The organism is Mycobacterium sp. ITM-2016-00318, from assembly GCF_002968285.2.
Classification (GTDB): domain Bacteria; phylum Actinomycetota; class Actinomycetes; order Mycobacteriales; family Mycobacteriaceae; genus Mycobacterium.
Genome location: NZ_CP134400.1, coordinates 1009856 through 1036171, shown reverse-complemented (window position 1 = coordinate 1036171; position 26316 = coordinate 1009856). Strand labels below are relative to the sequence as shown.

Genomic DNA, 26316 nt, shown 5'->3' with positions numbered 1-26316 from the left:
TTGTCCTTTGGATTGTGGTTTCGAGGGCCGTCAGTCGCCGTTGTTGCGGTTGGTGGTGTTGCCGCCGCCGTTGGTGTTGTTGGTGTCGGTGTTGTTGCCGCTGGTGTTGGCACTGTTCCTGCCGCTGCCCGACTGCGTGTTGCTCGACGACGGGCTCTGCGCAACGTTGCCGCCGGCTGTCGCCGTCGTGCTGACCTTGGTGTTGGCGCTACCCGCAGTGCCGCTCGCCGCGCCGGCGCTGACGGTGGTGTTGCCTGCGACCTGGTTCGTCTGCGTGATGTTGCCGTTGGAGTTCGCCGCTGAGCTCGACACCTGTGAGTTCGTTGCGGTCACAGTAACGGTCCCCTGGCTCTGGGTCTGCGAAGCAACGTTCAGCGGGCCGGTGTTGGTTTGGGCGCCAGTAGTGGCGTTGGCACTTCCACCTCCGTTGAGACAGACACCGAGGGCTGCGCATTGGACCATGACATCCACGCTCAGCGCTACGGCGGCGCCCGCATTGATGGGCGCTGCCACCGGCGCCTGGAGGCCGACGTTCGAGCCGCCCAGACCCAGACCCACCGCCGCACCGAGATTGGCGGACGCCGAGGTTGCCGCGTTGAGCGCCAGTGTCCCGCCGATGTTGGTGCCGTTGAGGGCGGTCACCGGTGCGGAGATCGCCGTGCTGAAGCCGCCGATTGAGGCCGTCGCGCCCGCGTTGATCGCGATGCCGCCGCCCACTGGGTTGAGGAACCCCACGCCCAACTGGTTGTTGATGGTGTTGCCCGAGGCCCACGTGGTTTGGTTCACGTTGCCGTTGCCGTGTACGCCACCCATGAACTGGTTGTTGTTATTGTAGTTGTCGTTGCCGTTGCCGTTGCCGTTGTCGTCCAAAAGGTCGTTGCCGCTGACGTTGCCGCTGCCGAGCCCGCTCGCCCCGCCGAACCAATCGGCTTGTGCAATAGGCGCGGTCATGGCGGACAACGCACCCAACCCGATGGCTGTTGCGCCGGCGGCGACACTGAAGACGATCGTGCGATTCAACTTCGCGCTGTGCGAGTTGCGATGAGTACCCATTTTGTCTGAACTCCTCTGTTGATGGGTTTCCGGATTTGGAGCTGGTCAGTTGTTGGTGTTGCCACCGCCGTTGTGGTTGGTGCTGTCGCTGCCACTGCCGGTGCTGTTTGTGCTGTTGTTGCCGTTGCCCGACGACGTGTTCGTGTTCGACGTGTTGTGGGAAATGTTGCCGCCGACCGTGTTCGAGTTGCTGATGCTTCCGTTGGCCGAACCGCCGGTGCCGCTGGTGGCGGACCCACTCACGGTGTAGTTGCCACCGGTCTGGTTGAGTGTGTTCGAATTGTTATTGGCACTGGAATTGGCACCTGAGATCTGCTGGTTGGTCGCGGTCGTTTCGGTATTGCCCGTTGTTTGAGTGTTGTCTGCCGTGTTGAGGTTCGAATTGGACTGGTCTCCTCCGGTGCCTGTGGCGGTTCCGCCTCCGTTGTCGCAGCCAAGCCCGGCGTTGCAGCTACCGTTAGTGCTGCTGTCGGCAGTTCCGTTTGCGGTGTTAGTGGGGTTCGCGGTCTGCGTCTGGCTGTTGCTATTCGTGTTGCTTCCCCCGTTGGCCAACGCGCCACCGAGGTTTCCGGAAGTCGACGTGGACGTGTTCTGGCCCAGCACATTTCCCGTCAAGTTGCCGTTGCCAGTGACCGTGTGCGTCGACGTCGCGGTGCTGTCGCCGCCGGTGGCTGTCACATTGCCGGTGTTGGTGGCCGAGCCGCCGGTGACCGGGCTGAACAGGTTCGTCTGGGTGTTCATGTTGTTGCCAGAACCCCACGTCGTCTGGGTCGTGTTGCCGTTGCCGTTCTGGCCCCCGATGAACAGGTTGTTGTCGTTCAGGTTGCCGTTGGCGTTTCCGTAACCGACGCCCTCGTTGCCACTGGCGTTGCCGCTGCCCGGTCCCGCAATCAGCGCCCACCAGTCGGCGTGTGCCTCAGGCGCATTCACAGACGAAAGGGCACCGAACCCGATTGCTGTTGCCCCCGCCACGGCGCCGATCGCCAGTGCGCGATTCAGCTTCGCGACGCGTGCTTGACGATGCTTACCCATTTTCTTGAGCTCCTTTTTCTATATTGACTTGTCCCGCTAGATGTCAGATGTGTTGGCGTTGAATAAGATCGGTGTGATCGGCTACCGAAGTCTGCTGCAGTCCCGTTCCCACCCCGGGTTTTTCGAGTAGCGCATCACCCTCCACTCGGGCTGTCATTGCTCGGCGCATCACTGCTCGCCGGCTGATTCGTGGTTTGGCTCCCGCTCGTCGCGGGCTTGGCTATCCCGAGCGCGTTGTTGACACCGTCTGCCGCGCGTTCGACCGCGCCCCTGACCTGGCTCACGATGTTCCTGAGCGGACGAGGACGATTGGTGTTGCCCGCCGTGCTCGAGGTGTTGGCACCGGCGACACTGGCATTCGTGCCCCCGACGACGGTGTTCCCCTGGAGGATCAGTTCATCGACGGGCGCCGGTACGTTGACCGAGACGCCGGGTAGCCATGTGTTTGTCGCGTTGGTGCCCTGGGCTACGACGTCACCCGAGTTGACGGCATCCGGCGGGGGTGCGGGAAGTGGCATCCCTGGGAACCAGGTGCCTAGACGCAACTGCTCGTTGATGTTGTTGCCGGCGGAATAGGCGGTCTGGGCTGTGTTGCCGTTGCCGTTCGCACCGCCGACGGTCCCGTTGTTGCCGCTCGTCGATCCCTGGTTGTTGCTGAAGTTGCCGTTACCGCCCGAGAGGTTGGTGGTGGCGTTGTTGTTGCTCCAGTTCTTGCCGAGGAAGGAGAACTGCGGGTTGATGATGTTGGAGACGCCTGCCGCGGTTTGATTGGTGTTGCCGTTGCCCAACAGCGCGCCGAGAAAGCCGGATCCGGCACCGCCATCGCCCGTCGACGAGTTGTTGCTGAAGTTGCCGTTGAACAACGAAACGTTGCTGATCGCGGTGTTGTTGCTGATGTTGTCGCCGAAGAACGAGAACTGCGGATTGAAGATGTTCCCCGAAAACAGGGCGAGCTGCCGCGTGTTGCCGTTGCCGACCGCCCCCCCGATCATCGACGACCCGCCTGACGCCGACGAGTTGTTGTTGCTGAAGTTTCCGTTGCCCACCGCGACATTGCTGATCGTCGTGTTGTGGCTGTTGTTGGTCCCGTTGAGGCTGAGCTGCGGGTTGATGATGTTGAAGGACAGAATGTTGATCTGGGTGACATTTCCGTTGCCGCTCGCCCCGCCAAGGGCGATCGGCCCGAAGATTCCACCGCCGGAAGAGCCCTGCGACGAGCTGTGGTTGCCCTGCCCGAAGATGATGTTTCCGATGGTCTGGGTGATGCTCGAGTTCCCGCCGGCACCGAATTGCGGATTGAAGACATTGCCTTCGAGGATGTTGATTTGAGTCGCGTTGCCGTTACCCGACGGAAGCAGGATCGCCAGCGCATCGGCATCCGGCGTATTCATTTCGGCAAGAAATCCGATGCAGAGGGCTGCACCCCCTGCTGCTAGCACGCGGGCGACCATCGGCTGTCCGGGCGACGATCCGTGCGTCCTGGGTCTTTGTGCGGTCGGTGGACCGACTGCACCTGTGTTCTCGCTCATCCTCGTCCCACCTCTCGGATGAAGCTGTGAATTTGATAAGTTGCGAAACGAGACACTAGAGCTTTGCTAGGTGGTGTGTCAAGGATCACACGAAGTAATTTACGCTTCGGTATGTGCGGAATTAGCTAAAATCGTGGTCGGAGGTCGGCAAACGCGGTCCGGTTAACAAAACGCAACGTAAATGACGCCCTTGACCTGCGATTATCATGTATGTCAGGCTCTGACAGGATTGAATTGGAGGGGTGCTGTTATTAGCGAGTGCGTCAGTCGGCTATGTTAGACACGAACGTCAATTTTGTCTCATCTAGACATAGTCGTCGTTTTCGTAATTAGCTCGTAACATGTCTGGTAGTGTGCTACTCCCATTTTTGACCGTCGCCACTCAGGTAGCGTTCAGGTTTTTGTGTTTGAGCTGACGGATTTTCGGGTGAGCAAACAAGTTTTTCGTCGCATCAAGGTCGCATCAAGACACTTGGCGCGTGGAGGGACGCGGCGCCGCGTAGGCCGCAGTGTGCGGTGCTGAATCAGGGGGCGGCTCCGCCGGTTTCCGAGAGGCAGCGGCGAAATGGCGTGCGATAATCGCACTTTGGCGCCGGAACGCCGGCGTGACTGAAGTTGACTCCAAATGCAAAGTGGCGCCCACCCTTTCGGGTGAGCGCCACTTCTGCGTACTAGGTCAGACGGTCACTTGACGATCTTGGTGACCCGGCCTGCGCCGACGGTACGGCCGCCCTCGCGAATCGCGAAGCGCAAACCCTCGTCCATGGCGACGGGCTGGATCAGCTTCACCGAGATGTCGGTGTTGTCGCCGGGCATCACCATTTCGGTGCCCTCCGGCAGCGTCACCACACCGGTCACGTCGGTGGTGCGGAAGTAGAACTGCGGACGGTAGTTGTTGAAGAACGGCGTGTGCCTGCCGCCCTCGTCCTTGGACAGGATGTAGACGCTGCCCTCGAACTCGGTGTGCGGCGTGGTGGTGCCGGGCTTCACGACAACCTGGCCGCGCTCGACGTCCTCACGCTTCACGCCACGAACCAGCAGACCGACGTTGTCGCCTGCCTGGCCCTGGTCGAGCAGCTTGCGGAACATCTCGACGCCGGTGACGGTCGTCTTGGTGGTGTCCGGACGGATGCCGACGATCTCGACTTCCTCGTTGACGTTGATCACGCCACGCTCGACACGGCCGGTGACGACAGTGCCACGACCAGTGATCGTGAAAACGTCCTCGACGGGCATCAGGAACGGCTTGTCGGTCTCGCGGACCGGGTCGGGAATCGACTCGTCGACCGCGTCCATCAACTCTTCGACGGACTTGATCCACTTCTCGTCACCCTCGAGTGCCTTCAGCGCCGACACCTTGATGACCGGGGCGTCCTCGTCGAACTCCTGGGCGGCCAGCAGTTCGCGGACCTCCATCTCGACGAGCTCGATGAGCTCCTCGTCGTCGACCATGTCGGCCTTGTTCAGCGCCACCAGGATGTAGGGCACGCCGACCTGACGGGCGAGCAGTACGTGCTCACGCGTCTGGGGCATCGGGCCGTCGGTCGCCGCGACCACGAGGATCGCACCGTCCATCTGGGCCGCGCCGGTGATCATGTTCTTGATGTAGTCCGCGTGGCCGGGGGCGTCGACGTGTGCGTAGTGACGCTTGTTGGTCTGGTATTCCACGTGGGAGATGTTGATCGTGATACCACGCGCCTTCTCTTCGGGCGCGTTGTCGATCTGGTCGAAGGCCGACGCCTCGTTCAAGTCGGGGAACTTGTCGTGCAGAACCTTCGTAATAGCCGCAGTCAGCGTGGTCTTGCCGTGGTCAACGTGACCGATGGTCCCGATGTTGACGTGCGGCTTCGTCCGCTCGAACTTCGCCTTCGCCACTTCTATGTCCTCCTGGACTTTGTTGGTGCTTCGTGTAAAGCAGTGTTGATCTTTGCAGTTGTTGTTCGCCGCGGCGCCAACAGGTCGATTCTCATTGACCCGTCGCCTTCGCTGAGCACATTGCTCGACTCCGGATCAGCTCCGAGCCTCGGGCCTGGCGGCCCTCGATTCTCACTGACCCGTCGCCTTCGCTGAGTACATTGCTCGACTCCGGATCAGCTCCGAGCCTCGGGCCTGGCGGCCCTCGATTCTCACTGACCCGTCGCCTTCGCTGAGTACATTGCTCGACTCCGGATCAGCTCCGAGCCTCGGGCCTGGCGGCCCTCGATTCTCACTGACCCGTCGCCTTCGCGATGATCTCCTTCGACACCTGCGCCGGAACTTCAGCGTAGGAATCGAAAACCATGGAGTAGTTCGCCCGGCCCTGGGTCTTCGACCGAAGGTCGCCGACGTAGCCGAACATCTCCGACAGCGGCACATGCGCCCTGACGACGCGGGCACCGCTGCGCTCCTCCATGGCCTGGATCTGGCCACGGCGGGAGTTCAGGTCGCCGATCACTTCACCCATGTAGTCCTCGGGCGTGGTGACCTCGACGGCCATGATCGGCTCCAGGATGATCGGCTGCGCTTGTCCCGCAGCCTTTTTCAGTGCCTGTGAGCCGGCGATCTTGAACGCCATCTCAGACGAGTCGACGTCGTGGTACTGCCCGTCGAGCAGAGTGACCTTCAGGTTCACCAGCGGATAGCCGGCCAGCACGCCGTACTGCATGGCGTCCTGCGCACCGGCATCCACCGACGGGATGTACTCGCGCGGGATGCGTCCACCGGTGACCTTGTTCTCGAACTCGTAGGTCGCACCGTCCTCGCCGCTGAACGGCTCGATGGAGATGAGGACCTTGGCGAACTGGCCGGAGCCACCCGTCTGCTTCTTGTGGGTGAACTCGACCTTGTCGACCTTGCGCTTGATGGTCTCCTTGTAGGCCACCTGCGGCTTGCCGACGTTGGCCTCGACCTTGAATTCGCGCTTCATCCGGTCGACCAGGATGTCGAGGTGCAGCTCGCCCATACCGCCGATGACGGTCTGGCCGGTCTCGACGTCCTGGTGCACCTTGAAGGTCGGATCCTCTTCGGCGAGCTTCTGGATCGACAGCGACAGCTTCTCCTGGTCGCTCTTGGTCTTGGGCTCGATGGCCACCTCGATCACCGGATCGGGGAACGTCATCGACTCCAGCACCACCTGCTGGTTCGGGTCGCTGAGGGTGTCACCGGTGGTGGTGTCCTTCAGCCCGATCACCGCGTAGATGTGACCGGCCGACGCATACTCGACCGGGTTCTCCTTGTTGGAGTGCATCTGGAACAGCTTGCCCAGCCGTTCCTTCTTGCCCTTGGTGGCGTTGATGACCTGCGAACCGGAGTCGACCTTGCCGGAGTACACCCGGACATAGGTCAGCTTGCCGAAGAACGGGTGCGTGGCGACCTTGAATGCCAGCGCCGAGAACGGCTCGTCCGTCGACGGGTTGCGGACGATGAGCTCGTCCTCCTTGCCGGGCGCATGACCGGTGGCCGCCGGCACGTCCAGCGGCGAGGGCAGGTAATCGATCACCGCGTCGAGCATCGGCTGAACGCCCTTGTTCTTGAATGCGCTGCCGCACAGAACCGGATACGCCTCAGAGGTGATCGTCAGCTTGCGCAGGGCACCCTTGATCTCCTCGACCGTCAGCTCCTCGCCGCCGAAATACTTCTCCAGCAGCGCCTCGTCGGTCTCGGCGACCGCTTCGAGCAGCTTCGTGCGGTACTCGTCGGCCTTCTCCTGCAGATCCGCCGGGATCTCGATGGTGTCGTAGGTCTCGCCGAGCTTCGTCTCGCCGCGCCACACCTTGGCGTTCATCTCAACCAGGTCGACGATGCCCTCGAACTCGCTCTCCGCGCCGATGGGCAGCTGGACCGGAATGACGTTGGCGCCGAGGCGCTCCTCCATGGTCCTCACGGAAAAGTAGAAGTCAGCGCCGATCTTGTCCATTTTGTTGACGAAGCAGATGCGCGGGACTTCGTACTTGTCGGCCTGCCGCCATACCTGCTCGGACTGCGGCTCGACGCCCTCTTTGCCGTCGAACACGGCAACGGCGCCGTCGAGCACGCGCAGGCTGCGCTCCACCTCGACGGTGAAGTCGACGTGGCCGGGGGTGTCGATCAGGTTGATCTGATGGTCTTTCCAGAACGTTGTGGTGGCAGCCGAGGTGATGGTGATACCCCGCTCCTGCTCCTGCTCCATCCAGTCCATCGTGGCGGCACCGTCGTGCACCTCACCGATCTTGTAGCTGATACCGGTGTAGTACAGGATGCGCTCGGTGGTCGTCGTCTTGCCGGCATCGATGTGCGCCATGATGCCGATGTTGCGGACCTTGTTCAGGTCGGTAAGCACGTCCTTCTGTGCCACAGAAGTCATCTCTTTCGATTGCGTAGTTGCTGTTGTCAGCCGATGGTCAGCGGAGCCCGGCACCCCTGCCGAATGTCGCCGCTCCGCGGCTCCGGCACAGGGCGGCTATCACCAGCGGTAGTGCGCGAAGGCCCGGTTCGCCTCGGCCATCTTGTGGGTGTCTTCGCGTCGCTTGACGGCGGCACCCAGGCCATTGCTAGCGTCGAGGATCTCGTTCGACAGACGCTCGACCATCGTCTTCTCGCGCCGCTGCTTGGAGAAGCTGACGAGCCAACGCAGGGCCAGAGTCACCGAACGATCCGATCGAACCTCGACCGGAACCTGGTAGGTGGCACCGCCGACGCGTCGGCTGCGAACCTCCAGGGCGGGCTTGACGTTGTCGAGAGCGCGCTTCAGGGTGACGACGGGATCGGTGCCGGTCTTGTCGCGGGCCTGCTCGAGCGCACCATAGACAATGCGTTCGGCCAGCGATTTCTTCCCGTCCTGCAGAACTTTGTTGACCAGCTGGGTGACCAACTGCGAACCGTAGACCGGATCGTTGACCAGCGGACGCTTGGGTGCGGGCCCCTTGCGCGGCATCAGCTCTTCTCCTTCTTGGCGCCGTACTTGCTGCGCGCCTGCTTGCGCGACTTGACCCCCTGGGTGTCAAGCGAGCCACGGATGATCTTGTAGCGCACACCGGGAAGGTCCTTCACGCGACCGCCGCGGACGAGCACCATCGAGTGCTCCTGCAGGTTGTGGCCTTCGCCCGGAATGTATGCCGTCACCTCGACCGCAGTGGTCAGCTTGACGCGCGCAACCTTACGAAGCGCCGAGTTCGGCTTCTTCGGGGTGGTGGTGTACACGCGGGTGCACACACCACGGCGCTGCGGGCTGCCCTTGAGGGCCGCGGTCTTCACCTTGGCGATCTTGTCGCGGCGACCCTTGCGGACCAGCTGCTGGATGGTTGGCATCTACCGGCTTTCTCTCTTCGTCTTCTTATGTTGTTATAAGTCTCTGTACTGCAGTTATGCCCCGGTCGCTTACCCCGCGACCGGGAGTGTCGCACGCACCCGCACCGGGACTTTTGACGATCCGTTTCGATGCTTGAGCGACATGCGAATTGGCCCGGCGCGCGGCAACCGCCTACCTGCCAGGCACGGCGATCCACGATACCAGGGCAGACCACGTCGATCCAAACCCGCGACAAGGCGCCTTACCGCAGGTCAACCCGTACGGACGCTCAACGCCTTCGCATCCCCGATGCGAGCCGCATGACCATGTCACTGAACACAGTATCGGTGTCGACGATTCCGTTCATCACCCCGGTCATCTCCAGCAGCACGAAGCCGTGCAGCGCCGACCAGAATTCGAGCGCGGCGTAAAACGCGTCGTCACCGTCGAGCCCGTAAGACGCCAGCACCGAGATCACCGGTCCGGCGGCGGCCCTGGTGGCGTCGGTGAACTCGGGGTCGTCACCGCCCAGCGGCATCCGGGTGAATGCGGAGTACCGGCCGGGGTGGTGGTGGGCATAGCTGCGGTAGGAGCTCGCCATCGCCATCACCGCATCGTCTCGGGTGCGGCCCTGGCCGACGGTGTTCAACATGTCGATGATGTCGCCGACCACCCGCATCCGCACCGTGCGGCGGAGGTCTTCCAGGCTGTCGACATGGTTGTACAGCGACGGACCCTTCGTGCCGAGTTGGGTGGCCAGTGCGTTGATCGTCAACGCGTCCCAGCCGTCACGATCCAGGAAGGTCAGGGCGGCGTTGACGATGGAGTCCCGGCTCAGTTTCGCCGGTCGTCGACCGGACGATTGGGGCGCGGGACGGACTGTCATATGCGAAAACTAACACCTCTAGTTTCCGCGAAGTCAGTTGACACGTTCCTGACTCAGCGTCGCGAGCTGCTCGGTGATGCCGCAAAGGTCGGGCAGGGTCGCCGGGTTCATCGTCTGGATTGACCACGTGATGACGTCGCCGCCCTTGGACACGTAGATGCTGCAGGCGTTGGCGTCGTCGGCCTTGAATCCGTTGTTGCCGTCGACGGACAGCTCGGTCAGCGTTCGGCCCGCCTGCTGTTCGAGGGTGCGCTCGGTGTCCATGTCGCTGCCTCGGTACCACCACGTGGAGATGCCCATGCCCGCCCCGAACGAGCCGAGCATGGTGTTCTCCTGCCAGAAGCAGCCCGCGTCGCTGTCCACGACCTTGGTGAATGTCGACGATCCGACGGCGGTGGCGACGTCGGCGTCGGTGACGTTGTTGCAGTCCCCGCTTTGGAAGCCGCCACCTGGGGAGGCGATCGGGGTGTCGGTGGGTGAGTGGTGTTCGGGCGCGCCGCATCCCGCCAGCACGGCGACACCGCTCAGCAGTGCGGCGCAGAGGGTAAGGGGTCGGGGCGGGGCCATGTCACAGATCCGACGAGAGGGTCGCGGCGAGCAGCTTCTCGGCGTCTTTGCAGGTGTCGGCGTCGGTCCTGCCACGCGTCTGCACCCACCAGCTCAGCACGCCGGTGCCGGCCGCAGTGGTGGCCGCACAACCCGCGCCGTTCGTGTCGCCGCGGGCCACGAACGCCTCATGCCGTTCGATGACCTTGTCGGTGACCTTCGCGCCGCGCTGCTCCGCCAGCGCGCGCTCGCGGTCCAGGTTGCCGGTCTCGAACCAGGAGTACACGACGTCGACAACGCCGCCGGCCCCTGCACCGCGCTCCAACACGTACTGACACACCGCACCGCTGTAGGGCCGCACCACGTTCTCGGCGCCGAGCATCTCCTGTATCGAGCTGTCCTCCAGAAGTCCGCACCGGTTGTCAACGTAGCCGTAGCTGCGTTCGGGGTCCGGCACCGCGGGGTTGGCTCGCTGCGCGGTCCCTGTCACGGTCTGCGCACATCCGGCGACGGTCACCACCGCTGTGACCGCCGCGATAGCAACCGCTTTGACACGCCAACGCATCGATGAACACGCTACCCAGCGCAGTGCGGCGCCGCGACTCGTTCGGTTCGCCTCCCTTCGAGCCCAACCGGTCAAGTGCTGCCGTGAACAACGCCCAGGACGTACGCTCTACAGCCATGACCGCTGGGGGTTGGACAGTCGTGAGCCGGTCGCTGATCGCGTGCCTGGTCGCAGTGCCGGTCGCGCTCGTGGTCGGTGCTCCGAGCGCCCATGCCAAGAACGGCGACACTCACATCACCTCGATCGGCAGCACCCAGACCGTCGACTGCAACGAGTCGACCTTGATCGTCAACGGTTCCGGTAACACGATCAACGCGCTGGGGAGCTGCTGGGCGGTCACGGTGCAGGGGGCGGGCAACCTGATCGTCGCCGACAATGTGGTCAACGACATCACGGTCTACGGCTACGACCAGACCGTCTTCTACAAGAGCGGTGAACCGGTCGTCTGGGATCGCGGCCGTGAACTGGGCATGATGAACCGGATCGACCGCATCCCGGCGTGATCGTCGGCGTTCTGTTCGCCCGTCGGAAGCGAGGAACTTTGCGTACGCATGTCTTGATCGGTGTCATCGCAGCCGCGGCGATGGTCGGGCTCGCCGGCTGCGGCGCCGACAGCAGTGACACCACCACTCCGTCAGCGACATTCGGCACCGAAGGCGGCCAGGTCGAGATCGGCAACACCATCAATTTCAGCTCCGTCGGCACGACGACCGAGCTCGACTGCGCGGACGGCAAGTCGCTCAACATCGGCGGCAACAACAACAAGCTGACCATCAAGGGCACGTGCGCCAACGCCAACATCGGCGGTGCCGACAACACCGTCACGATGGACCGCGTCGACGAGGGACTCAGCGTCGTCGGTTTCAACAACACGGTGACTTACAAGCAGGGTGATCCTAAGGTCAACGACACCGGCTCGGGTAACACGATCAACAAGGGCTGACCGGGCACAAAATCGGTGTCCATAGCTATGGACATCAAATGCGATTCGATGTACATTGCCATGGACATGAAATCGCGGACGTACGACATGAGTGGCCGTCAGGTGGCGAAAGGCGCCACCCGGGACGGGATCATCAAGGCCGCCCTCGACTGCATCATGGCCGAACGCTCCTTCGCGGTCACGCTCCCGGCGGTCGCCGAGCGCGCCAATGTGACAGTCAAGACGGTGCTACGCCATTTCGGCAGCCGCGACGCCCTCATCGACGCTGCCTGGAAGCAGGCCTACGACGAGGTGATGGCGGAAAGAGTTCCGCCTTCCGGTGACTCCGACGCCGCGCTGACCGTGCTGATCGCCCACTACGAGAAGCGCGGTGGCGTGGTACTCGCCATGCTCGCCGAGGAAAACGACCCGCGAGCCGCGCGCATGACCACCTCCGGTCGACTGGCCCATCGAGAATGGGTGGAACAGGTCTTCGCCGAACACCTTCCAGAACAGAGCGACGCGCGGTCGCGCCTGGTTGATGTGCTCGTCGTTGCGACCGACGTCTACGCGTGGAAGCTGTTGCGAGCGGACCGCGGCCTGTCGGTCGAGGAGGTCCATGACCGGATGGCGCTGATGACGGCGGCGCTGCTGGAAGGTGCGTTGAGGCCATGAAGGTTCTGTTCGCCATGGTGGACGGCGGCGGAAACATCCCGCCGCAGCTGGCGGTCGCGCGGGCGTTGCGGGCACGGGGCATCGAGGTCCACGTGCTCGGCCACCGAGGTATTCGCGACCGAGTCGAAGCCGCGGGTCTGGCGTTCGAACCGTTCACCGAGGGAAGGCATTTCGATCCCACCGTTGCGCGGTCATTGCCTGCCATCATGACCGCGTTCACCAGAGTCGCGGCGGATCGACGCCTCGGCCAAAGCGTGATCGAAGCGGCGCTGCGTCATGATGTGGACGCTGTCGTCGTCGACATGATCCTCGTCGCCGGAATATCGGAGATCGTCGGCTCCGGCATCCCGACGGTCGTTTTCGTGCACTGCTTCTATCGCGCGGTTCAAGACATGGAAGCCGGCCCCGTCGGATGGGCGCTTCGTCTGCGAGGCACGAATCCGCTTGCGGCAGAACACAACGGGCAGCTGCATGTCGTCTCGGCTCGCGTCGACCTCGACCCGATGCGCGGTCGGCCGCCGGTATGCCATACCGGCGTCGTGTGGCAGGGAGAGCCTCAGGCCGCCGTGCCGGCATCTGTGCCGCGAATCCTCGTCAGCCTCAGCACTTGTGCCTTCGCCGGACAGCGCCGGATGCTCCAGAACATTCTCGACGCGGTTGCACCGCTGCCCATCGAGGCGACGGTAACCGTCGGACCGGCCATCGACGCCGACGGACTGCGGGTGCCTGCGAATGCGTCGTTGCACGAGTGGCTCGACCATGACGAGGTCCTCGCCACTGCCTCCCTGGTGGTGGGACACGGCGGGCACAGCACCGCCATGCGGGCGCTGTCGTTCGGGGTGCCACAGATCGTGATGCCCGCCAATCCGATGATCGACCAGAAAATCGTCGGTGCCGCGCTGGAGAAGGCCGGAGCGGGCCTCCTGCTGACCAAACACGCACGGCCACAGCGGATTCGCGCCGCCATTCAAGCGGTGCTACGCGATGAGGCTTACCGGTGTGCGGCGCACCGTCTCGGCGAGCAGATTCGACAGCGCGACGGGGCAGAGGTGGCCGCCGACGCCATCATCGAATACGTCAGAACGTCGCATCTCGTCGAGTCCTAGGACTTCGCCCCGTGGCGGCCTTCGCCCTTGGCGAAGCGCTCCGCTCCCGCCAGCGACTCGGACGCGACGCGGGACAGGCTGCCGAACTCGAAATCCATCGCCTGCGCTTCCGGTAGACCCCACTGGTTCAGTTGGGACATGCGGTCGGCGCGCAGGCACTGTTGCGGTAGAGCAGCGAGTTCCGTGGCCAACTCCTCGGCCTTCTCGCGTGCCTGACCCGTCGGCACGACACGGTTGGCCAGACCCATCGCCAGCGCTTCGGCGGCGCCCACGCCGCGGCCGGTGAGGATCATGTCCATCGCGCGGCTGTGCCCGATCAGTCGCGGCAGCCGTACTGTCCCGCCGTCGATCAGCGGCACCCCCCAGCGTCGGCAGAAGACGCCCATGGTGGCGCCCTCTTCCACCACCCGCAGGTCGCACCACAGCGCCAGCTCAAGCCCGCCGGCGACCGCGTAACCACTGATGGCGGCGATCACCGGTTTGGACAACACCATTCGCGTGGGCCCCATGGGTCCTGGCCCGGTCCGATGTGCGGGGTTGACGTCCGGCGTGCCGAAGGCTTTGAGATCGGCGCCGGCGCAGAAGGTTCCGTTGTCGCCCCACAGCACAGCGATCGATGCCGACTCGTCGCTGTCGAATTCGTCGAAGGCGGCGAACAATTCAGCGGCGGTCGGTCCATTGACGGCGTTGCGCGCCTCCGGCCGGTTCATGATCACCGTCGTGACCGGGCCGCTGCGTTCGACTCGCACACTCATTGGGCCTCCATCAGTTCGGGTTCGTTCCTCAATGCCGCCAATTCGGCGGCGAATTGTGCATAAGCCTCGCGCAGCGCGTTGCCCGGCCAGTCGTCGGGCAGCAGCTCGTCAGGCAACACCGGGTCGGTCAGCAGGTGGCGAACCATACCCGCGGCGGCGAGGAACCGCCCCGGGACGTCAGTTGCGGCCGCCATGTCGTCGAGTAGCTGCCTACCGGTGTGCGCCCAGACGGGCAGATCCCACAACTGGCCCGCCAATTGCGCAGGGTCGTCGTCGTATCCGCGCATCAGCCGTACGCGGCGCAGCACGTCGTCGGGCAGTGTGATCTCCACATTGTCGGGCCGTAGCCACACGCCTTCGCGTAGCTCGGCGAACCTGTTGTGCTGCAGGGTCGTCCGTAGATTGGCCCGCGTACGCGCGTCGATGCCGACGCTGGTGATGATCAGTGTCATCCAGCCACCATCCCACGGTTTCAGCTGCGGGTTGATGGCGTCGTCCTGGCGTCGTTGGCGCGCCATCAGCCGCTCCGACAGCCGATACCCGTCCTCGGACCGCACCAGATCCCCCGCTCCGACCATCCGGGTGAGCGCGACTCGAAGCGTGGCTTCCCTGATGTCGAAATCCGCTGTGAGCCGGATCAGTTCGGCGGCGGTGGCCCACGCAGGATGGGCACCGAGCAGCACGCTCAGCACGACCGAGCGCGCAGTCATTCGGCTGAGCGCGGCCACCGTCAGACCCCGGACGTCCTGCGGCCCGCGTCGCCGTAGGGTTCGTCGCGGCTCTTCACGGCCTCGCGGAAGCCCCTGTCGCGCGCCTCGGCGACGAACGCGTGACCCTCTGGGGTGTGGCGGGCGACGCCGTCGAAGACGGTGCTCACCATCCGGCTGGTGGCGACGCCCTGCTGCAGCAGCGCCGTGTTGAGCGCAAGCTTCGCCATGATCAGCTGGTTGACGGGCATCGCGGCGATGCGCTCCACGAGGCGTTCGGTGCGCTCATCCAGGTCGGCCGGTTCCGGCGCCTCGACGGCGAGCCCCCACTCGGCGGCCTGCGCGCCGCTGATGCAATCACCGGTGAACAGAAGGCGTTTCGCGCGCTGGTCGCCGAGCCGATGCGCCCACAGACCCGCCGCGGGCACTCCCCACACGCGCATCGGCGGATAGCCAATTTTGGCATCCGCCGCCGCGATCACCTGGTCGGCGTGCAGCGCGATGTCGGTGCCGCCCGCGACGCAGTATCCGTGGATCTTCACCACCGTCGGCTTGTCGCAGTGCAGCAGGCTGGAGAAGCCGCGCACGAAGCGGCTCATCATCTGGTAGTCGATCATCGGGTCCCACGGCTGATCGGGCAGATGGTTGATGGCCTGCGTCTTGCCCGACAGGACGGTGTTCGCATAGGGGTTACCGCCACCCGCTGATGAAGATCCCTCCGCATACGCGGACAGGTCGAAGCCCGCGCAGAACCCTTCGCCGCGGCCGGACACCAGGATCACGTGGACATCGGGATCGAGGTCGGCACGTTCGACGAGTGCGGACAGTTCCAGCGGGGTGTCGGCGATGATCGCGTTACCCTTTTCCGGGCGGTTGAACGTGATTCGCGCTATCCGATCCGTGAGCTCGTAGGTCATCGTCTTCAGATTGTCGAAATCGACCGGTCTGATCGCGTGCGTCATGCGCTGTCGCCTTCTTTACGCGAGCTCGGCCGAAGAAGAGGTCGTCATCCTTTGACCAACACGCGCTCGAGGATCGGAGCCAGATCCAGCCCGGTCGGCATGGTCCCGTAGGCACCGCCCCACTGGGCGCCGATGCGGGTGGCGAGAAATGCTTCGGCGACGGCCGGATGACCGTGGCGCACCAGCAGCGAGCCCTGCAGCGCGAGGCCGATGTCCTCGGCGACCTTGCGGGCCCGGTACTGGATGGTCTCGAGCTCGTCGAGCTGTGCCTTGAGCCCGGCGACGTGGGCGTCCAGCCGTGGATCCTGTCCGGCGGACTTGGCGAGTTCGTCGAACAGCACCTCGACGCTCTCGGGCCGAGTTGCCATGGCGCGCAGCGTATCCAGGGCGCTGACGTTTCCAGAGCCCTCCCAGATGCCCATCAGCGGTGCCTCGCGGTACAGCCGCGGCATGCCGGACTCCTCGACATAGCCGTTGCCACCAAGGCATTCCATCGCTTCGGCGGCGTGACCGGTTGCCCGCTTACAGATCCAGTACTTGCTGGCGGCAAGGCCGATACGACGGAACAGCGACTCACGGTCGTCACCGCGGACGGCGCGGTCGGTGGCACCGGCCATCCGCATGGCGAGGATGGTGGCGGCTTCGGCCTCGACGGCGAGATCGGCGAGCACGTTACGCATCAGCGGTTGGTCGATGAGATAGGCGCCGAACGCCTTTCGATGCGCAGCATGGTGGATGGCACGCGTGAGGCCGGTGCGCATGCTGGTAGCGCTGCCCAGCGTGCAGTCCAGTCGGGTGAGGTTGACCATCTCGATGATGGTCGGCACTCCGCGGCCCTCCTCGCCGACCAGCCATGCTGTGGCACCGTCGTATTCGACCTCCGACGACGCGTTGGCGTGGTTGCCCAGCTTGTCCTTGAGCCGCTGCAGGTACATCCGGTTGCGGGTGCCGTCTGGAAGGATTCGTGGAAGGAAGAAACACGACAAGCCGCCGGGGGCCTGAGCCAGCACGAGAAACACGTCGCACATCGGCGCCGAGGTGAACCACTTGTGCCCGGTCAGGCTGTAGCTGCCATCGGCGTTGAGCGTGGCCTGGGTCGTTCCCGCGCGAACGTCGGACCCGCCCTGCTTCTCGGTCATCGACATGCCTGCCGTGATACCGGCTTTGGCGGCAGGCACTTTCAGCTCCGGGTCGTAGGCGCGGCTCGTCAGTAACGGCTCGTAGACGTCGGCGAGTTCCTTGTTGAAGCGCAAGGCGGGAACGACGGCGTATGTCATCGAGATCGGACAGATGTGGCCGGGCTCCGGCGTCCACACCGACGTCTTGGCGGCGCGGACGACGTGGGCGCCGGCGCGGTCGTCGGCCCACGGGGCGGCGTGCAGGCCGTGCCCGACCGCCACCTTCATCAGCTCGTGGTAGGCGGGGTCGTACTCCACCTCGTCGACGCGATGGCCGTTGCGGTCGTGCGTATGCAGGATCGGCTGATTGCGGTCGGCCAGCTCCCCCCAGCGTTGCGCCTGCGCGCTGCCGGAGAGCGCCCCGAGTTCAGCGATCTCGTCGAGACCCCACGCCCCGCCCTCCCGAGCAACTGCCTCTGTCAGGACCGGCGACGAGGCCGGGTTGAAGTCTTCCAACTGCGGCACCTGGTTGGTGACGACATGCGTATCTGGCATGGCCTCGATATTACATATCTTCAACAGCCGCACAATCGGCGTAATGCCAATGGTTGATCTACCACTACGTGCAGAGTTGGGCGACCTTGTCCCTGCCTTCCTCACCGGCGGTCAGTCGCGCGGCCTGCTGCGGGTTGTCGTTGGTCGCACCCGCAAGGGCACTGATACCGATGTCCTGGAGGTTGTTGGCGAATAGGCGGACCGCGTCGGCGAGTTCCGGCGGTGTCTGCTCGTCCAGTCGGCTCAGTAGAACGTCGCCACCGCCGATGAGCGCCAGCCGAGCGTTGCTGGCCACCGCCGTCTGCGCGACCGGGTCGGGTCCGAGTTCGGCATGCGTCTGCAGCTGAACCGCCTTGCTCACCGTGTCGAAGGCCGCGCACACCCTTTGTTTCGACTCCGCTGTCGGCTGGACCTTCGCATCCTTCTGCGGCCATGCCATCACCATCGCCCAGGCGGCGACACCGATCGCGGCCAGCGCGATGAAAGGCGTGAAGAGCGCCACCAAACGTGCCCCTCCCCCGCCGGAATTCGCAGGGGGCCTCGCGTAGGTTTGAGGTTGCTGCTGCCCGGGTCCGGTGTCCGCCATGCGGAAATCGTAGCGGCCACTGTCGTCGCGATTCTTCAGCTTCGGCGTATGTCAAGCCGAAGGCGTGCGCCCACGGTCGCAAGAACCGGCTCAGCCGCAGGGAAGAACGATCCGAGATGACCTTGGCCGTCGATGATGTCGATGGTGGCGTCGAGCGCGTCGACATCGGCCCGTACATGCGGGACGAACCAGTCCTCTCAACCGAACGTAATAGGTTGCGGGACAACGAATCGACGCGGGGTCGACATATCGGGTCGGCCGAATGGACCCGTCACGAAGAGGTCTGTTGCGGACCAGCACGACGCAATCTCAATCGATGCATCCCCACCATGGTGATCGCCGCCAACGCCCATCCCAAGAGAATGTCGATGACGTAGTGCTCGGCCGTGTACACCAAGGCGAACGCCATGACGAGGACGTACGCCGCCAGCAGCGGCCGCCACCCGCGGTTGACCCGCTTCCACAGAAATGCCGCGATCGCCGCTGTCATGCCCGCGTGCAGCGACGGGATCGCTGCGACCAGGTTGACGCTGGCCTGACCCGCGTCGAGCAGCGCGGAAGCCGTGTGGAGGTTGAGCTTGACCCAGCCACGGCCGACGATTCGCTCAACCCAGGTGTTGGCGCCGTCCTGGCTCGTCTGCATCGCACCGAGCAGACCGCCGTCGGGCACACCGCGGGCAGACTTGAACATGCACCTGGGGCCGGGCGGACCGCCGTCGACATCGGCAGGCGTGCAACGGGCAGCCGCCCATGGTGGCGCAGCTGGCACCAGCGCGTAGATCACCAGGCCGGCGAACGACAGCCCGACGAACAGTTTGACGAAGGCCTTCCACTCGTCGCGGTTACGCAGCCACAGCACGCCGGCCACGATGTAGGGCAGCACGAAGAACGACATGTAGACGGTGCTGAGCACGACTTCCCACCACGGCGGGGACGGCTCCTTGAGGTGCTCCTGCAGCCACACCGTCGGCATGGTGCCGAAGAACAGCCAGCGGTCGGCGTCGGCGGGCCAATGCCACAGCGTCGGTCGACCGATGAGGTCGGCCGCTCCCCGGCTCAGGTCGTAGGCGAGCAGTACAAGGGCGAAGGGGAGCCAGTCGCGGATGACGTACAGCATGCGGCGGCCCCCACCAATGCTGGCGGCGAGCAGGCCGGTTGCGACGTAGAGCAGTATCATCTCGCGGTTGAACGCGAAGCCCTCGGTCGCCGTGCGGAAGACGACGACGAACGCCCAGACTGCGATCGCGACCCAGCGCACGATCGTGAGCCATCGTCTCTGGGACGTCGCGACGGGCTCGTCGGCGACAGGCGTCGCAATTGGCGAATCGTCAATCGCGGACACTCCGAAGATCCTAGTTAACCCCCGCGCTACCGCGCGTTATGGGTGAATTTATTCAGCGGAGCGTGCGTGGTTGAGCTAGTCGAGGTTGTCCCGCAGGAAGGCGATGTCGTCCTTGCGGCCCTCGTCGGCGGTTTCGCAGATGACCGGCGCATCAGCCGCCTTGACGACGGCAACCAGCAGGTCAGGGTCGATCTTGCCGGTGCCGAAGTTGGCGTGCCGGTCGGCGCCGGAGCCCGCTGCATCCCTCGAGTCGTTGCAGTGCACCAGGTCGATTCGGCCGGTCAGGGCATTGATGCGGTCGACGGCGTCGATCAGCGCCTCGCCGGCTGCCCACGCGTGGCACGTGTCGAGGCAGAAGCCGATGCCGGTGTCTCCGATGCGGTCCCACAGCCTGCCGATGGTGTCGAAGTGGCGGGCCATCGCGTGGTCCCCGCCCGCGGTGTTCTCCAGGTAGACGGGCACATCGGTTTCCAGGTACTTGATCGCCTTGACCCAGCGCTCGAAGCCGGCCTCCATGTCGTTGTCGTCGGCATGGCCGCCGTGCACGATGACCGCGGTGGCGTTGATCTCCGCTGCTGCATCGCAGGTGTCCTGCAGGATCTTGCGCGACGGAATGCGCACCCGATTGTTCGCCGAGGCGACGTTGATCAGGTAGGGCGCGTGCACGTACAGCGGCATGCCGGCGGCTTTCAGCGTCTCGGCGTCGTCGCGCGGCTTCGGCTTCTTCCAGCTCTGCGGGTTGCCGAGGAAGAACTGCACCACGTCGGCGCCGTCGGCCTGCGCCGCTGCCAGGGGATCGTCTTGATGGACGTGCGAACCAATGAGCACGCGGCCAGTCTAGTGATGCCTGCGGACACGATGACTTCCGTCGGCGGTGCCGGTCTACCCGACATGCCCAACGATGTCTGGCCGCTGGTCCACGCCGAGCGCCATGCCCTGATCGACGACCTCGCAGGGCTCGACGACGCGCAGTGGTCGCGTCCGTCGCTGTGCGAGGGGTGGACGGTGCAAGACGTCGTCGCGCACTTGGTCGACGTCGCCTCGACGACACGGCTGGGTTTCGCGATCGGCATGGTGCGGGCGCGGTTCGACTTCGACCGCCAGAACGCCGACGGCCTCGAACGGGCACGCGGCGCAACACCGCAAGACACCCTCGAGCGACTGCGCGACGTGGCAACGCGGACGACCGGCCCGCCGGCGCCGCTCGACACCCGCATCGTCGAGGAGGTCGTGCACGGCGAGGACATCCGGCGCGTCGTTGGACTGCGCCGCGACTATCCAGACAAGGCCGTCGCCAGGTCGCTGCTGCAGCAGGCCCGGATGCCGGCGTCATTCGGCGGCGCCAAGGAGCTCGTTGCCCGCGTCCGGCTCACCGCATCCGATGTCGACCTCTCCGTCGGCGAGGGGCCCGAGGTCAGCGGGCCCGCGCTCGCACTGCTGTTGGCCGTCACCGGTCGCCGCATCGCACTCGACGAACTCGACGGCCCCGGACTGGCGACACTGGCCGAGACGGTGTAGCTCTCGCGAACGTGAAGTCACTGCGAGAAATCAGCCGAAATTTCGCATCCACCGCACACTCGAGGCGCGCAGGGATCTAATTCCTACACAGGTGGCCGGATTGCGCGAATGGGGACACTGTGGCGGCTAACGCAGCGACTTCAGCCGGCTCGACGAGTGCGTTCTTGAGCTACACGCGCCTCGACGACGAGTTCTTCGGTGGTTCGATCACAGCCCTGCGAGGGCTGATCGAACTCGGCGTCAAGGTGGTCACCGGTGACCGCAACTTCTCGATCTTTCAAGACGTCGATGGCATCGAGCTTGGTCAGAAATGGCAGAAGCGTCTCGATGGGGCCATCCTCGAATCATCGTTGTTGATACCGATCGTCACCCCTCTGTTCATCACCAGTGATTCGTGCCGCGACGAATTGGACAAGTTCATCAAGCACGAGAAGTCGCTCGGAGCGGACACCGGATCTTGCCGATTTACTTCCAGACTGCCTCGAGCTTAGAGAAACCCGAACTGAGTAGAGACGATGCGCTGGTCCGGGAGATCGCCGAACGACAGCGGTACGACTGGCCCCCATGCGGATCTACCGATGAATGACCCGCAGATTCGCTCCGCAGTGCGGAAACTTGCGACGAGCATCGCGTCCGCACTCCCGCAGATCTCAACTACTTCTCCGCAGGAGGAGAGTTCGCCCATTGATCGCGCCTTCGACGACCTCGTCGATGACTATAAAGCGGGCAGCTCGCCGGCGCGGAACAACAGCTTGGTGCTATGGGTCGACGATCGACCCGACAACAACCGCATTGAGCGAAAGTCCATGGCTCCGTACGGCATCGAGTTCGTTATCACGACCACGACCGATGAAGCCCTGTCGCAGTTAAGGGGGCGGAAGTTCGACGCAGTCATCAGCGACATGGGTCGTCCCGGTGACGCGAATGCCGGACTTACGCTGCTCGAAGCGATGCGAAGGCGCGGCGATCAGACCGCCTGCTTCTTCTACACCACTCCCAAGAGCCCCGAGATCACAGCAGATCTACTTGAGCGTGGAGCGCAGGGCGTCACCTACCGCGGCGACAAGTTGTTGGAGATGCTGCTTCAACAGCTAGGGCGTTGATCTGCCGTGAGTGGCCAGTTATATGCCGCAAAACGCGCTGCGGCGCTGTATAACTGGCCACTCGCGAAGAGAAAAGAGCCCCCGCACCAGGCGGGGGCTCTTTCCTTGACTTGCTCTAGCGGTAGTCGCTGTAGCCGTAATCGTCCAGCGGCACTGCAGCACCGGTGGCCTGGCCGAAGTCGGGGCTGTAGTACTGATCCTCGTAGGACGGGATCGTGTACGCGGCAGCCCGCGCCTCTTCGGTCGGCTGAACCTGGATGTTGCGGTACCGGTTGATGCCGGTACCCGCCGGGATCAGCTTGCCGATGATCACGTTCTCCTTCAGACCCAGCAGCTTGTCGCTGCGGCAGTTGATCGCCGCATCGGTCAGCACACGCGTGGTCTCCTGGAACGACGCCGCCGACAGCCACGAATCGGTGGCCAGCGACGCCTTCGTGATGCCCATCAGCACCGGGCGACCCGCCGCGGGCTCGCCACCCTCGGCGACGACCCGCCGGTTGGCGGTCTCGAACTCCCCACGCTCGGTCAACGAGCCGGGCAGGAACTCCGTCGCGCCCGAGTCGATGATCGTGACGCGACGCAGCATCTGCCGGACGATCACCTCGATGTGCTTGTCGTGAATCGACACACCCTGAGCGCGATAGACCTCCTGGACCTCCTTGACGAGGTGGATCTGCACCTCGCGGGGACCCTGGACGCGCAACACCTCGTGCGGGTCCGCGGAGCCTTCCATCAGCTGCTGGCCGACCTCGACGTGGTCGCCGTCGGTGAGCAGACGCTCGGTGCCGTCCTCGTGCTTGAACACCTTGAGGCGACGGTTGCGCTTGGGCAGCTTGTCGTAGACGACTTCCTCGCCACCGTCGTCGGGAACGATGGTGATCTTGTAGAAGGAGTCGGTCTCCTCGAGCTGAACCCGCCCGGACACGTCGGCGATCGGCGCCTTGTTCCGCGGCACGCGAGCCTCGAAGAGCTCCTGCACACGGGGCAGACCGCCGGTGATGTCCTCACCCACACCGCCCTGGTGGAAGGTGCGCATTGTCAGCTGCGTGCCGGGCTCGCCGATGGACTGCGCGGCCACGATGCCGACGGCCTCGCCGATGTCGACGAGCTTGCCGGTCGCCATCGAACGGCCGTAGCACATCGCGCACACCCCGGTGCCCGTCGTGCATGTCAGCACCGAGCGCACCTTGACCTCGTTGATGTCCGCGGCCAACAGCGCCTCGATGGCCGGATCACCGAGATCGTGACCCCGCTCGACGATGACGTTGCCCTTGGCATCGACGGCGTCGGCGGCCAATGTCCGCGCGTACGCCGAGGTTTCGATGTGCGGGTCGCGGATGTGCGCACCGTCGGAAGCCAGCTCGGCCAGCGTGACGGTGATGCCACGCTCGGTCTCGCAGTCGGCCTCGCGGACGATGACGTCCTGGCTCACGTCCACCAGACGACGGGTCAGGTAGCCCGAGTCAGCGGTACGAAGAGCGGTGTCCGCCAGACCCTTACGGGCGCCGTGGGTGTTGATGAAGTACTCCAGCACCGTCAGGCCCTCACGGAACGAGGACTTGATCGGACGCGGGATGAACTCACCCTTCGGGTTGGTCACCAGACCCTTCATGCCCGCAAGCGTGCGGGTCTGGGTCAGGTTGCCCGTGGCGCCGGACTTCACGATCGTGATGATCGGGTTGTCGGCCGGGTAATGCGCCTCGAGCGCCTCACCGACCTCTTCGGTCGCCTGCTGCCAGATCTTGACCAGCTCGCCGTTGCGTTCGTCGTGGTTCAAAGCACCGCGCTGGTACTTCTTCTCGATCCCGTCGGCTTCCTTCTCGTAGCGGTCGAGGATCTCCTGCTTGTTCGGCGGCACCAGCACGTCGGCCATGGACACGGTGACACCCGAACGGGTGGCCCAGTAGAAGCCGGTGTCCTTCAACTTGTCCACGGTCTGCGCGACCACGATCATCGGGTAGCGCTCGGCGAGATCGTTGATGATCGCCGCCTGCACCTTCTTGTGCATCTGCTGGTTGATGAACGGATAACTGATCGGCAGCAGTTCGTTGAACATGACCCGGCCCAGTGTGGTCTCCGCCGTCCATGCGTCGCCCGGCTTCCAGCCCTCGTCACCGAACAGCTCTGCCTCGACCTCGGCTGGCGGACGCAACTGCGTCAACCGCACCTTGATCTTGGCCCGCACCGACAGCGCGCCGCGGTCGAGCGCCATGATCGCCTCGGCGGGCGACGAGTAGACACCCGTCTCCGCCTTGTCCTTGGCGGCAGGCTGGAATTCACCTGTGTCGCCGGGGATCTCGGTGGTCAGGAAGTACAGCCCGGTAACCATGTCCAGACGCGGCATGGCCAGCGGGCGGCCCGACGCAGGCGACAGGATGTTGTTGGAGGACAGCATCAGGATGCGTGCCTCGGCCTGCGCCTCGGCGCTCAGCGGCAGGTGCACTGCCATCTGGTCACCGTCGAAGTCGGCGTTGAACGCCTCGCAGACCAGCGGGTGCAGTTGAATGGCCTTGCCCTCGACCAGCTGCGGCTCGAAGGCCTGGATGCCGAGGCGGTGCAGCGTCGGTGCGCGGTTCAGCAGCACCGGGTGCTCGCCGATGACCTCTTCGAGGACATCCCACACCTGCGGACGCTGACGCTCCACCATCCGCTTGGCGCTCTTGATGTTCTGCGCATGGTTCAGGTCGACCAGACGCTTCATCACGAACGGCTTGAACAGCTCGAGTGCCATCAGCTTGGGCAGGCCGCACTGGTGCAGCTTGAGCTGCGGACCGACCACGATGACCGAACGGCCGGAGTAGTCGACGCGCTTACCGAGCAGGTTCTGACGGAACCGGCCCTGCTTGCCCTTGAGCAGATCCGACAGCGACTTGAGCGGACGGTTGCCCGGTCCGGTGACCGGACGACCGCGGCGGCCGTTGTCGAACAGTGCGTCCACCGACTCCTGCAGCATCCGCTTCTCGTTGTTGACGATGATCTCGGGCGCGCCGAGGTCGATCAGCCTCTTGAGGCGGTTGTTGCGGTTGATCACGCGGCGGTACAGGTCATTGAGGTCCGACGTCGCGAAGCGGCCACCGTCGAGCTGCACCATCGGGCGCAGTTCCGGCGGGATCACCGGCACCGCATCGAGCACCATGCCCATCGGCGAGTTGCCCGACTGCTGGAACGCGGCGACGACCTTCAGACGCTTGAGGGCGCGAAGCTTCTTCTGCCCCTTGCCATTGCGGATGACGTCGCGAAGCGACTCGGCCTCGGCGTCGATGTCGAAGGTCTCGATGAGCTTCTTGATCGACTCCGCGCCCATGGCGCCCTGGAAGTACTCGCCGTAGCGGTCGACGAGCTCGCGGTAGAGCACCTCGTCGACGATGAGCTGCTTGGGAGCCAGCTTGGTGAAGGTCGTCCAGATCTCTTCGAGCCGGTCCAGCTCACGCTGGGCACGGTCTCGGAGCTGACGCATCTCGCGCTCGCCGCCGTCACGGACCTTGCGCCGGACGTCGGACTTGGCGCCCTCGTCCTCGAGTTCCTTGAGGTCGGCCTCGAGCTTCTGCGCACGCGCCTCGAGTTCCGAATCGCGCTGATCCTCAACGGCCTTGCGCTCGACGACCATCTCGGCCTCGAGCGTCGACAGCTCGTTGTGCCGCATCTCGTCGTTGACCTCGGTGATGACGTAGGCCGCGAAGTAGATGATCTTCTCGAGATCCTTGGGCGCCAGGTCGAGCAGGTAGCCCAGTCGCGACGGCACGCCCTTGAAGTACCAGATGTGCGTGACCGGAGCGGCCAGTTCGATGTGGCCCATCCGCTCGCGACGCACCTTTGCGCGGGTCACCTCGACGCCGCAGCGCTCACAGATGATGCCCTTGAAGCGGACGCGCTTGTACTTGCCGCAGTAGCACTCCCAGTCGCGAGTAGGTCCGAAGATCTTCTCGCAGAACAGGCCGTCCTTCTCGGGCTTCAATGTGCGGTAGTTGATGGTCTCCGGCTTCTTGACCTCGCCGTAGCTCCACTGACGAATGTCGTCAGCGGTGGCGAGGCCGATACGGAGCTCATCGAAGAAGTTGACGTCTAGCACGTAACTCCCTTTCCCCTTTCGGGACTAGAAAAAAATCAATAA

25 protein-coding genes are annotated in these 26316 nt (G+C 64.3%); 7 read left to right on the top strand and 18 right to left on the bottom strand.

Annotated features, from left to right (window positions below):
* Nucleotides 1–30: 30 nt before the first annotated feature.
* From C6A82_RS04995 to C6A82_RS04950, 10 genes are all read right to left on the bottom strand, one after another.
* Entirely contained in the window at nucleotides 31–1053 is a 1023-nt protein-coding gene (locus C6A82_RS04995; protein WP_105344085.1) for a hypothetical protein, read from the bottom strand.
* Between the two features lie 45 nt (nucleotides 1054–1098).
* Nucleotides 1099–2085: a hypothetical protein gene (locus C6A82_RS04990; protein WP_105344083.1), complete on the bottom strand. Its 987-nt coding sequence runs from the start codon at nucleotides 2083–2085 to the stop codon at nucleotides 1099–1101.
* 134 nt (nucleotides 2086–2219) lie between these two features.
* Complete coding sequence (locus C6A82_RS04985; protein WP_105344081.1) at nucleotides 2220–3476, bottom strand: hypothetical protein; 1257 nt, start codon at nucleotides 3474–3476, stop codon at nucleotides 2220–2222.
* A gap of 822 nt (nucleotides 3477–4298) precedes the next feature.
* Complete coding sequence (tuf, locus tag C6A82_RS04980) at nucleotides 4299–5489, bottom strand: elongation factor Tu (protein WP_105344079.1); 1191 nt, start codon at nucleotides 5487–5489, stop codon at nucleotides 4299–4301.
* Nucleotides 5490–5820: 331 nt separating this feature from the next.
* Entirely contained in the window at nucleotides 5821–7926 is a 2106-nt protein-coding gene (gene fusA / locus C6A82_RS04975) for an elongation factor G (protein ID WP_105341463.1), read from the bottom strand.
* 108 nt (nucleotides 7927–8034) lie between these two features.
* A complete protein-coding gene (rpsG, locus tag C6A82_RS04970; RefSeq protein ID WP_105341462.1) occupies nucleotides 8035–8505 on the bottom strand; it encodes a 30S ribosomal protein S7 in 471 nt (156 codons plus the stop codon).
* Nucleotides 8505–8879 carry a 30S ribosomal protein S12 gene (gene rpsL / locus C6A82_RS04965; protein ID WP_105341460.1) on the bottom strand — a complete coding sequence of 125 codons (375 nt, stop codon included), beginning with the start codon at nucleotides 8877–8879 and terminating at the stop codon, nucleotides 8505–8507. The genes rpsG and rpsL overlap by 1 nt, the downstream gene beginning before the upstream one ends.
* Nucleotides 8880–9148: 269 nt before the next feature.
* Entirely contained in the window at nucleotides 9149–9745 is a 597-nt protein-coding gene (locus C6A82_RS04960; RefSeq protein ID WP_105343461.1) for a TetR/AcrR family transcriptional regulator, read from the bottom strand.
* Between the two features lie 33 nt (nucleotides 9746–9778).
* Nucleotides 9779–10312, bottom strand: a complete 534-nt coding sequence (locus C6A82_RS04955; protein WP_105343460.1) for a DUF3558 domain-containing protein — start codon at nucleotides 10310–10312, stop codon at nucleotides 9779–9781.
* A gap of 1 nt (nucleotide 10313) precedes the next feature.
* The gene (locus tag C6A82_RS04950) at nucleotides 10314–10856 is read right to left on the bottom strand and encodes a DUF3558 domain-containing protein (RefSeq protein WP_105343458.1); all 543 of its coding nucleotides are present in this window, start codon (nucleotides 10854–10856) and stop codon (nucleotides 10314–10316) included.
* A gap of 116 nt (nucleotides 10857–10972) precedes the next feature.
* Here C6A82_RS04950 and C6A82_RS04945 point away from each other — a divergent pair, with 116 nt between their 5' ends.
* From C6A82_RS04945 to C6A82_RS04930, 4 genes are all read left to right on the top strand, one after another.
* Nucleotides 10973–11359: a DUF3060 domain-containing protein gene (locus C6A82_RS04945; RefSeq protein ID WP_105343466.1), complete on the top strand. Its 387-nt coding sequence runs from the start codon at nucleotides 10973–10975 to the stop codon at nucleotides 11357–11359.
* Nucleotides 11360–11439: 80 nt separating this feature from the next.
* Entirely contained in the window at nucleotides 11440–11799 is a 360-nt protein-coding gene (locus tag C6A82_RS04940) for a DUF3060 domain-containing protein (RefSeq protein WP_105343465.1), read from the top strand.
* Between the two features lie 66 nt (nucleotides 11800–11865).
* The gene (locus C6A82_RS04935) at nucleotides 11866–12453 is read left to right on the top strand and encodes a TetR/AcrR family transcriptional regulator (RefSeq protein ID WP_158261610.1); all 588 of its coding nucleotides are present in this window, start codon (nucleotides 11866–11868) and stop codon (nucleotides 12451–12453) included.
* Nucleotides 12450–13559 carry a glycosyltransferase gene (locus C6A82_RS04930; RefSeq protein ID WP_105343454.1) on the top strand — a complete coding sequence of 370 codons (1110 nt, stop codon included), beginning with the start codon at nucleotides 12450–12452 and terminating at the stop codon, nucleotides 13557–13559. Before C6A82_RS04935 ends, C6A82_RS04930 begins: the two co-directional genes overlap by 4 nt.
* Here C6A82_RS04930 and C6A82_RS04925 read toward each other — a convergent pair.
* From C6A82_RS04925 to C6A82_RS04895, 7 genes are all read right to left on the bottom strand, one after another.
* Nucleotides 13556–14314, bottom strand: coding sequence for a crotonase/enoyl-CoA hydratase family protein (locus C6A82_RS04925; RefSeq protein ID WP_199193666.1), 759 nt, complete (start codon nucleotides 14312–14314; stop codon nucleotides 13556–13558). The two genes, C6A82_RS04930 and C6A82_RS04925, sit on opposite strands and share 4 nt — an antisense overlap.
* The gene (locus tag C6A82_RS04920; protein WP_105343463.1) at nucleotides 14311–15024 is read right to left on the bottom strand and encodes a PaaX family transcriptional regulator C-terminal domain-containing protein; all 714 of its coding nucleotides are present in this window, start codon (nucleotides 15022–15024) and stop codon (nucleotides 14311–14313) included. The genes C6A82_RS04925 and C6A82_RS04920 overlap by 4 nt, the downstream gene beginning before the upstream one ends.
* A 20-nt stretch (nucleotides 15025–15044) precedes the next feature.
* Complete coding sequence (locus tag C6A82_RS04915; RefSeq protein WP_105343450.1) at nucleotides 15045–15983, bottom strand: crotonase/enoyl-CoA hydratase family protein; 939 nt, start codon at nucleotides 15981–15983, stop codon at nucleotides 15045–15047.
* A 44-nt stretch (nucleotides 15984–16027) separates the two neighbouring features.
* Nucleotides 16028–17656, bottom strand: coding sequence for an acyl-CoA dehydrogenase family protein (locus tag C6A82_RS04910; protein WP_105343448.1), 1629 nt, complete (start codon nucleotides 17654–17656; stop codon nucleotides 16028–16030).
* Between the two features lie 64 nt (nucleotides 17657–17720).
* Nucleotides 17721–18242 carry a hypothetical protein gene (locus C6A82_RS04905; protein WP_233216830.1) on the bottom strand — a complete coding sequence of 174 codons (522 nt, stop codon included), beginning with the start codon at nucleotides 18240–18242 and terminating at the stop codon, nucleotides 17721–17723.
* Nucleotides 18243–18513: 271 nt separating this feature from the next.
* Nucleotides 18514–19584, bottom strand: coding sequence for a phosphatase PAP2 family protein (locus C6A82_RS04900; RefSeq protein ID WP_105343444.1), 1071 nt, complete (start codon nucleotides 19582–19584; stop codon nucleotides 18514–18516).
* A 75-nt stretch (nucleotides 19585–19659) separates the two neighbouring features.
* A complete protein-coding gene (locus C6A82_RS04895; RefSeq protein WP_105343442.1) occupies nucleotides 19660–20412 on the bottom strand; it encodes a deoxyribonuclease IV in 753 nt (250 codons plus the stop codon).
* Nucleotides 20413–20427: 15 nt separating this feature from the next.
* On the opposite strand from C6A82_RS04895, the gene C6A82_RS04890 reads away from it, so the two are divergent.
* The 3 genes from C6A82_RS04890 (at nucleotide 20428) to C6A82_RS04880 (ending at nucleotide 22205) form a co-directional block, all read left to right on the top strand.
* Nucleotides 20428–21102 carry a maleylpyruvate isomerase family mycothiol-dependent enzyme gene (locus tag C6A82_RS04890; RefSeq protein ID WP_311101692.1) on the top strand — a complete coding sequence of 225 codons (675 nt, stop codon included), beginning with the start codon at nucleotides 20428–20430 and terminating at the stop codon, nucleotides 21100–21102.
* 164 nt (nucleotides 21103–21266) lie between these two features.
* Nucleotides 21267–21593, top strand: a complete 327-nt coding sequence (locus tag C6A82_RS04885) for a toll/interleukin-1 receptor domain-containing protein (protein WP_105345021.1) — start codon at nucleotides 21267–21269, stop codon at nucleotides 21591–21593.
* An 87-nt stretch (nucleotides 21594–21680) separates the two neighbouring features.
* Nucleotides 21681–22205 (top strand): response regulator, encoded by a 525-nt coding sequence (locus tag C6A82_RS04880; protein WP_158261631.1) that lies wholly within the window; start codon nucleotides 21681–21683, stop codon nucleotides 22203–22205.
* Between the two features lie 115 nt (nucleotides 22206–22320).
* Here C6A82_RS04880 and C6A82_RS04875 read toward each other — a convergent pair whose 3' ends face one another.
* Nucleotides 22321–26274 (bottom strand): DNA-directed RNA polymerase subunit beta', encoded by a 3954-nt coding sequence (locus C6A82_RS04875; protein ID WP_105345025.1) that lies wholly within the window; start codon nucleotides 26272–26274, stop codon nucleotides 22321–22323.
* Between the last annotated feature and the right edge of the window lie 42 nt (nucleotides 26275–26316).

Bases quoted from the DNA above. Each gene is read 5' to 3' on its own strand.
- rpsL (WP_105341460.1), bottom strand. From the start codon at position 8,879: ATGCCAACCATCCAGCAGCTGGTCCGCAAGGGTCGCCGCGACAAGATC.
- C6A82_RS04945 (WP_105343466.1), top strand. From the start codon at position 10,973: ATGACCGCTGGGGGTTGGACAGTCGTGAGCCGGTCGCTGATCGCGTGC.
- C6A82_RS04950 (WP_105343458.1), bottom strand. From the start codon at position 10,856: ATGCGTTGGCGTGTCAAAGCGGTTGCTATCGCGGCGGTCACAGCGGTG.
- C6A82_RS04925 (WP_199193666.1), bottom strand. From the start codon at position 14,314: ATGAGTGTGCGAGTCGAACGCAGCGGCCCGGTCACGACGGTGATCATG.
- C6A82_RS04880 (WP_158261631.1), top strand. From the start codon at position 21,681: ATGAATGACCCGCAGATTCGCTCCGCAGTGCGGAAACTTGCGACGAGC.
- C6A82_RS04920 (WP_105343463.1), bottom strand. From the start codon at position 15,024: ATGACTGCGCGCTCGGTCGTGCTGAGCGTGCTGCTCGGTGCCCATCCT.
- C6A82_RS04915 (WP_105343450.1), bottom strand. From the start codon at position 15,983: ATGACGCACGCGATCAGACCGGTCGATTTCGACAATCTGAAGACGATG.
- C6A82_RS04985 (WP_105344081.1), bottom strand. From the start codon at position 3,476: ATGAATACGCCGGATGCCGATGCGCTGGCGATCCTGCTTCCGTCGGGT.
- C6A82_RS04890 (WP_311101692.1), top strand. From the start codon at position 20,428: ATGCCTGCGGACACGATGACTTCCGTCGGCGGTGCCGGTCTACCCGAC.
- C6A82_RS04995 (WP_105344085.1), bottom strand. From the start codon at position 1,053: ATGGGTACTCATCGCAACTCGCACAGCGCGAAGTTGAATCGCACGATC.
- rpsG (WP_105341462.1), bottom strand. From the start codon at position 8,505: ATGCCGCGCAAGGGGCCCGCACCCAAGCGTCCGCTGGTCAACGATCCG.
- C6A82_RS04940 (WP_105343465.1), top strand. From the start codon at position 11,440: ATGGTCGGGCTCGCCGGCTGCGGCGCCGACAGCAGTGACACCACCACT.
- C6A82_RS04955 (WP_105343460.1), bottom strand. From the start codon at position 10,312: ATGGCCCCGCCCCGACCCCTTACCCTCTGCGCCGCACTGCTGAGCGGT.
- C6A82_RS04990 (WP_105344083.1), bottom strand. From the start codon at position 2,085: ATGGGTAAGCATCGTCAAGCACGCGTCGCGAAGCTGAATCGCGCACTG.
- C6A82_RS04930 (WP_105343454.1), top strand. From the start codon at position 12,450: ATGAAGGTTCTGTTCGCCATGGTGGACGGCGGCGGAAACATCCCGCCG.
- C6A82_RS04960 (WP_105343461.1), bottom strand. From the start codon at position 9,745: ATGACAGTCCGTCCCGCGCCCCAATCGTCCGGTCGACGACCGGCGAAA.
- C6A82_RS04905 (WP_233216830.1), bottom strand. From the start codon at position 18,242: ATGGCGGACACCGGACCCGGGCAGCAGCAACCTCAAACCTACGCGAGG.
- C6A82_RS04910 (WP_105343448.1), bottom strand. From the start codon at position 17,656: ATGCCAGATACGCATGTCGTCACCAACCAGGTGCCGCAGTTGGAAGAC.
- C6A82_RS04935 (WP_158261610.1), top strand. From the start codon at position 11,866: ATGAAATCGCGGACGTACGACATGAGTGGCCGTCAGGTGGCGAAAGGC.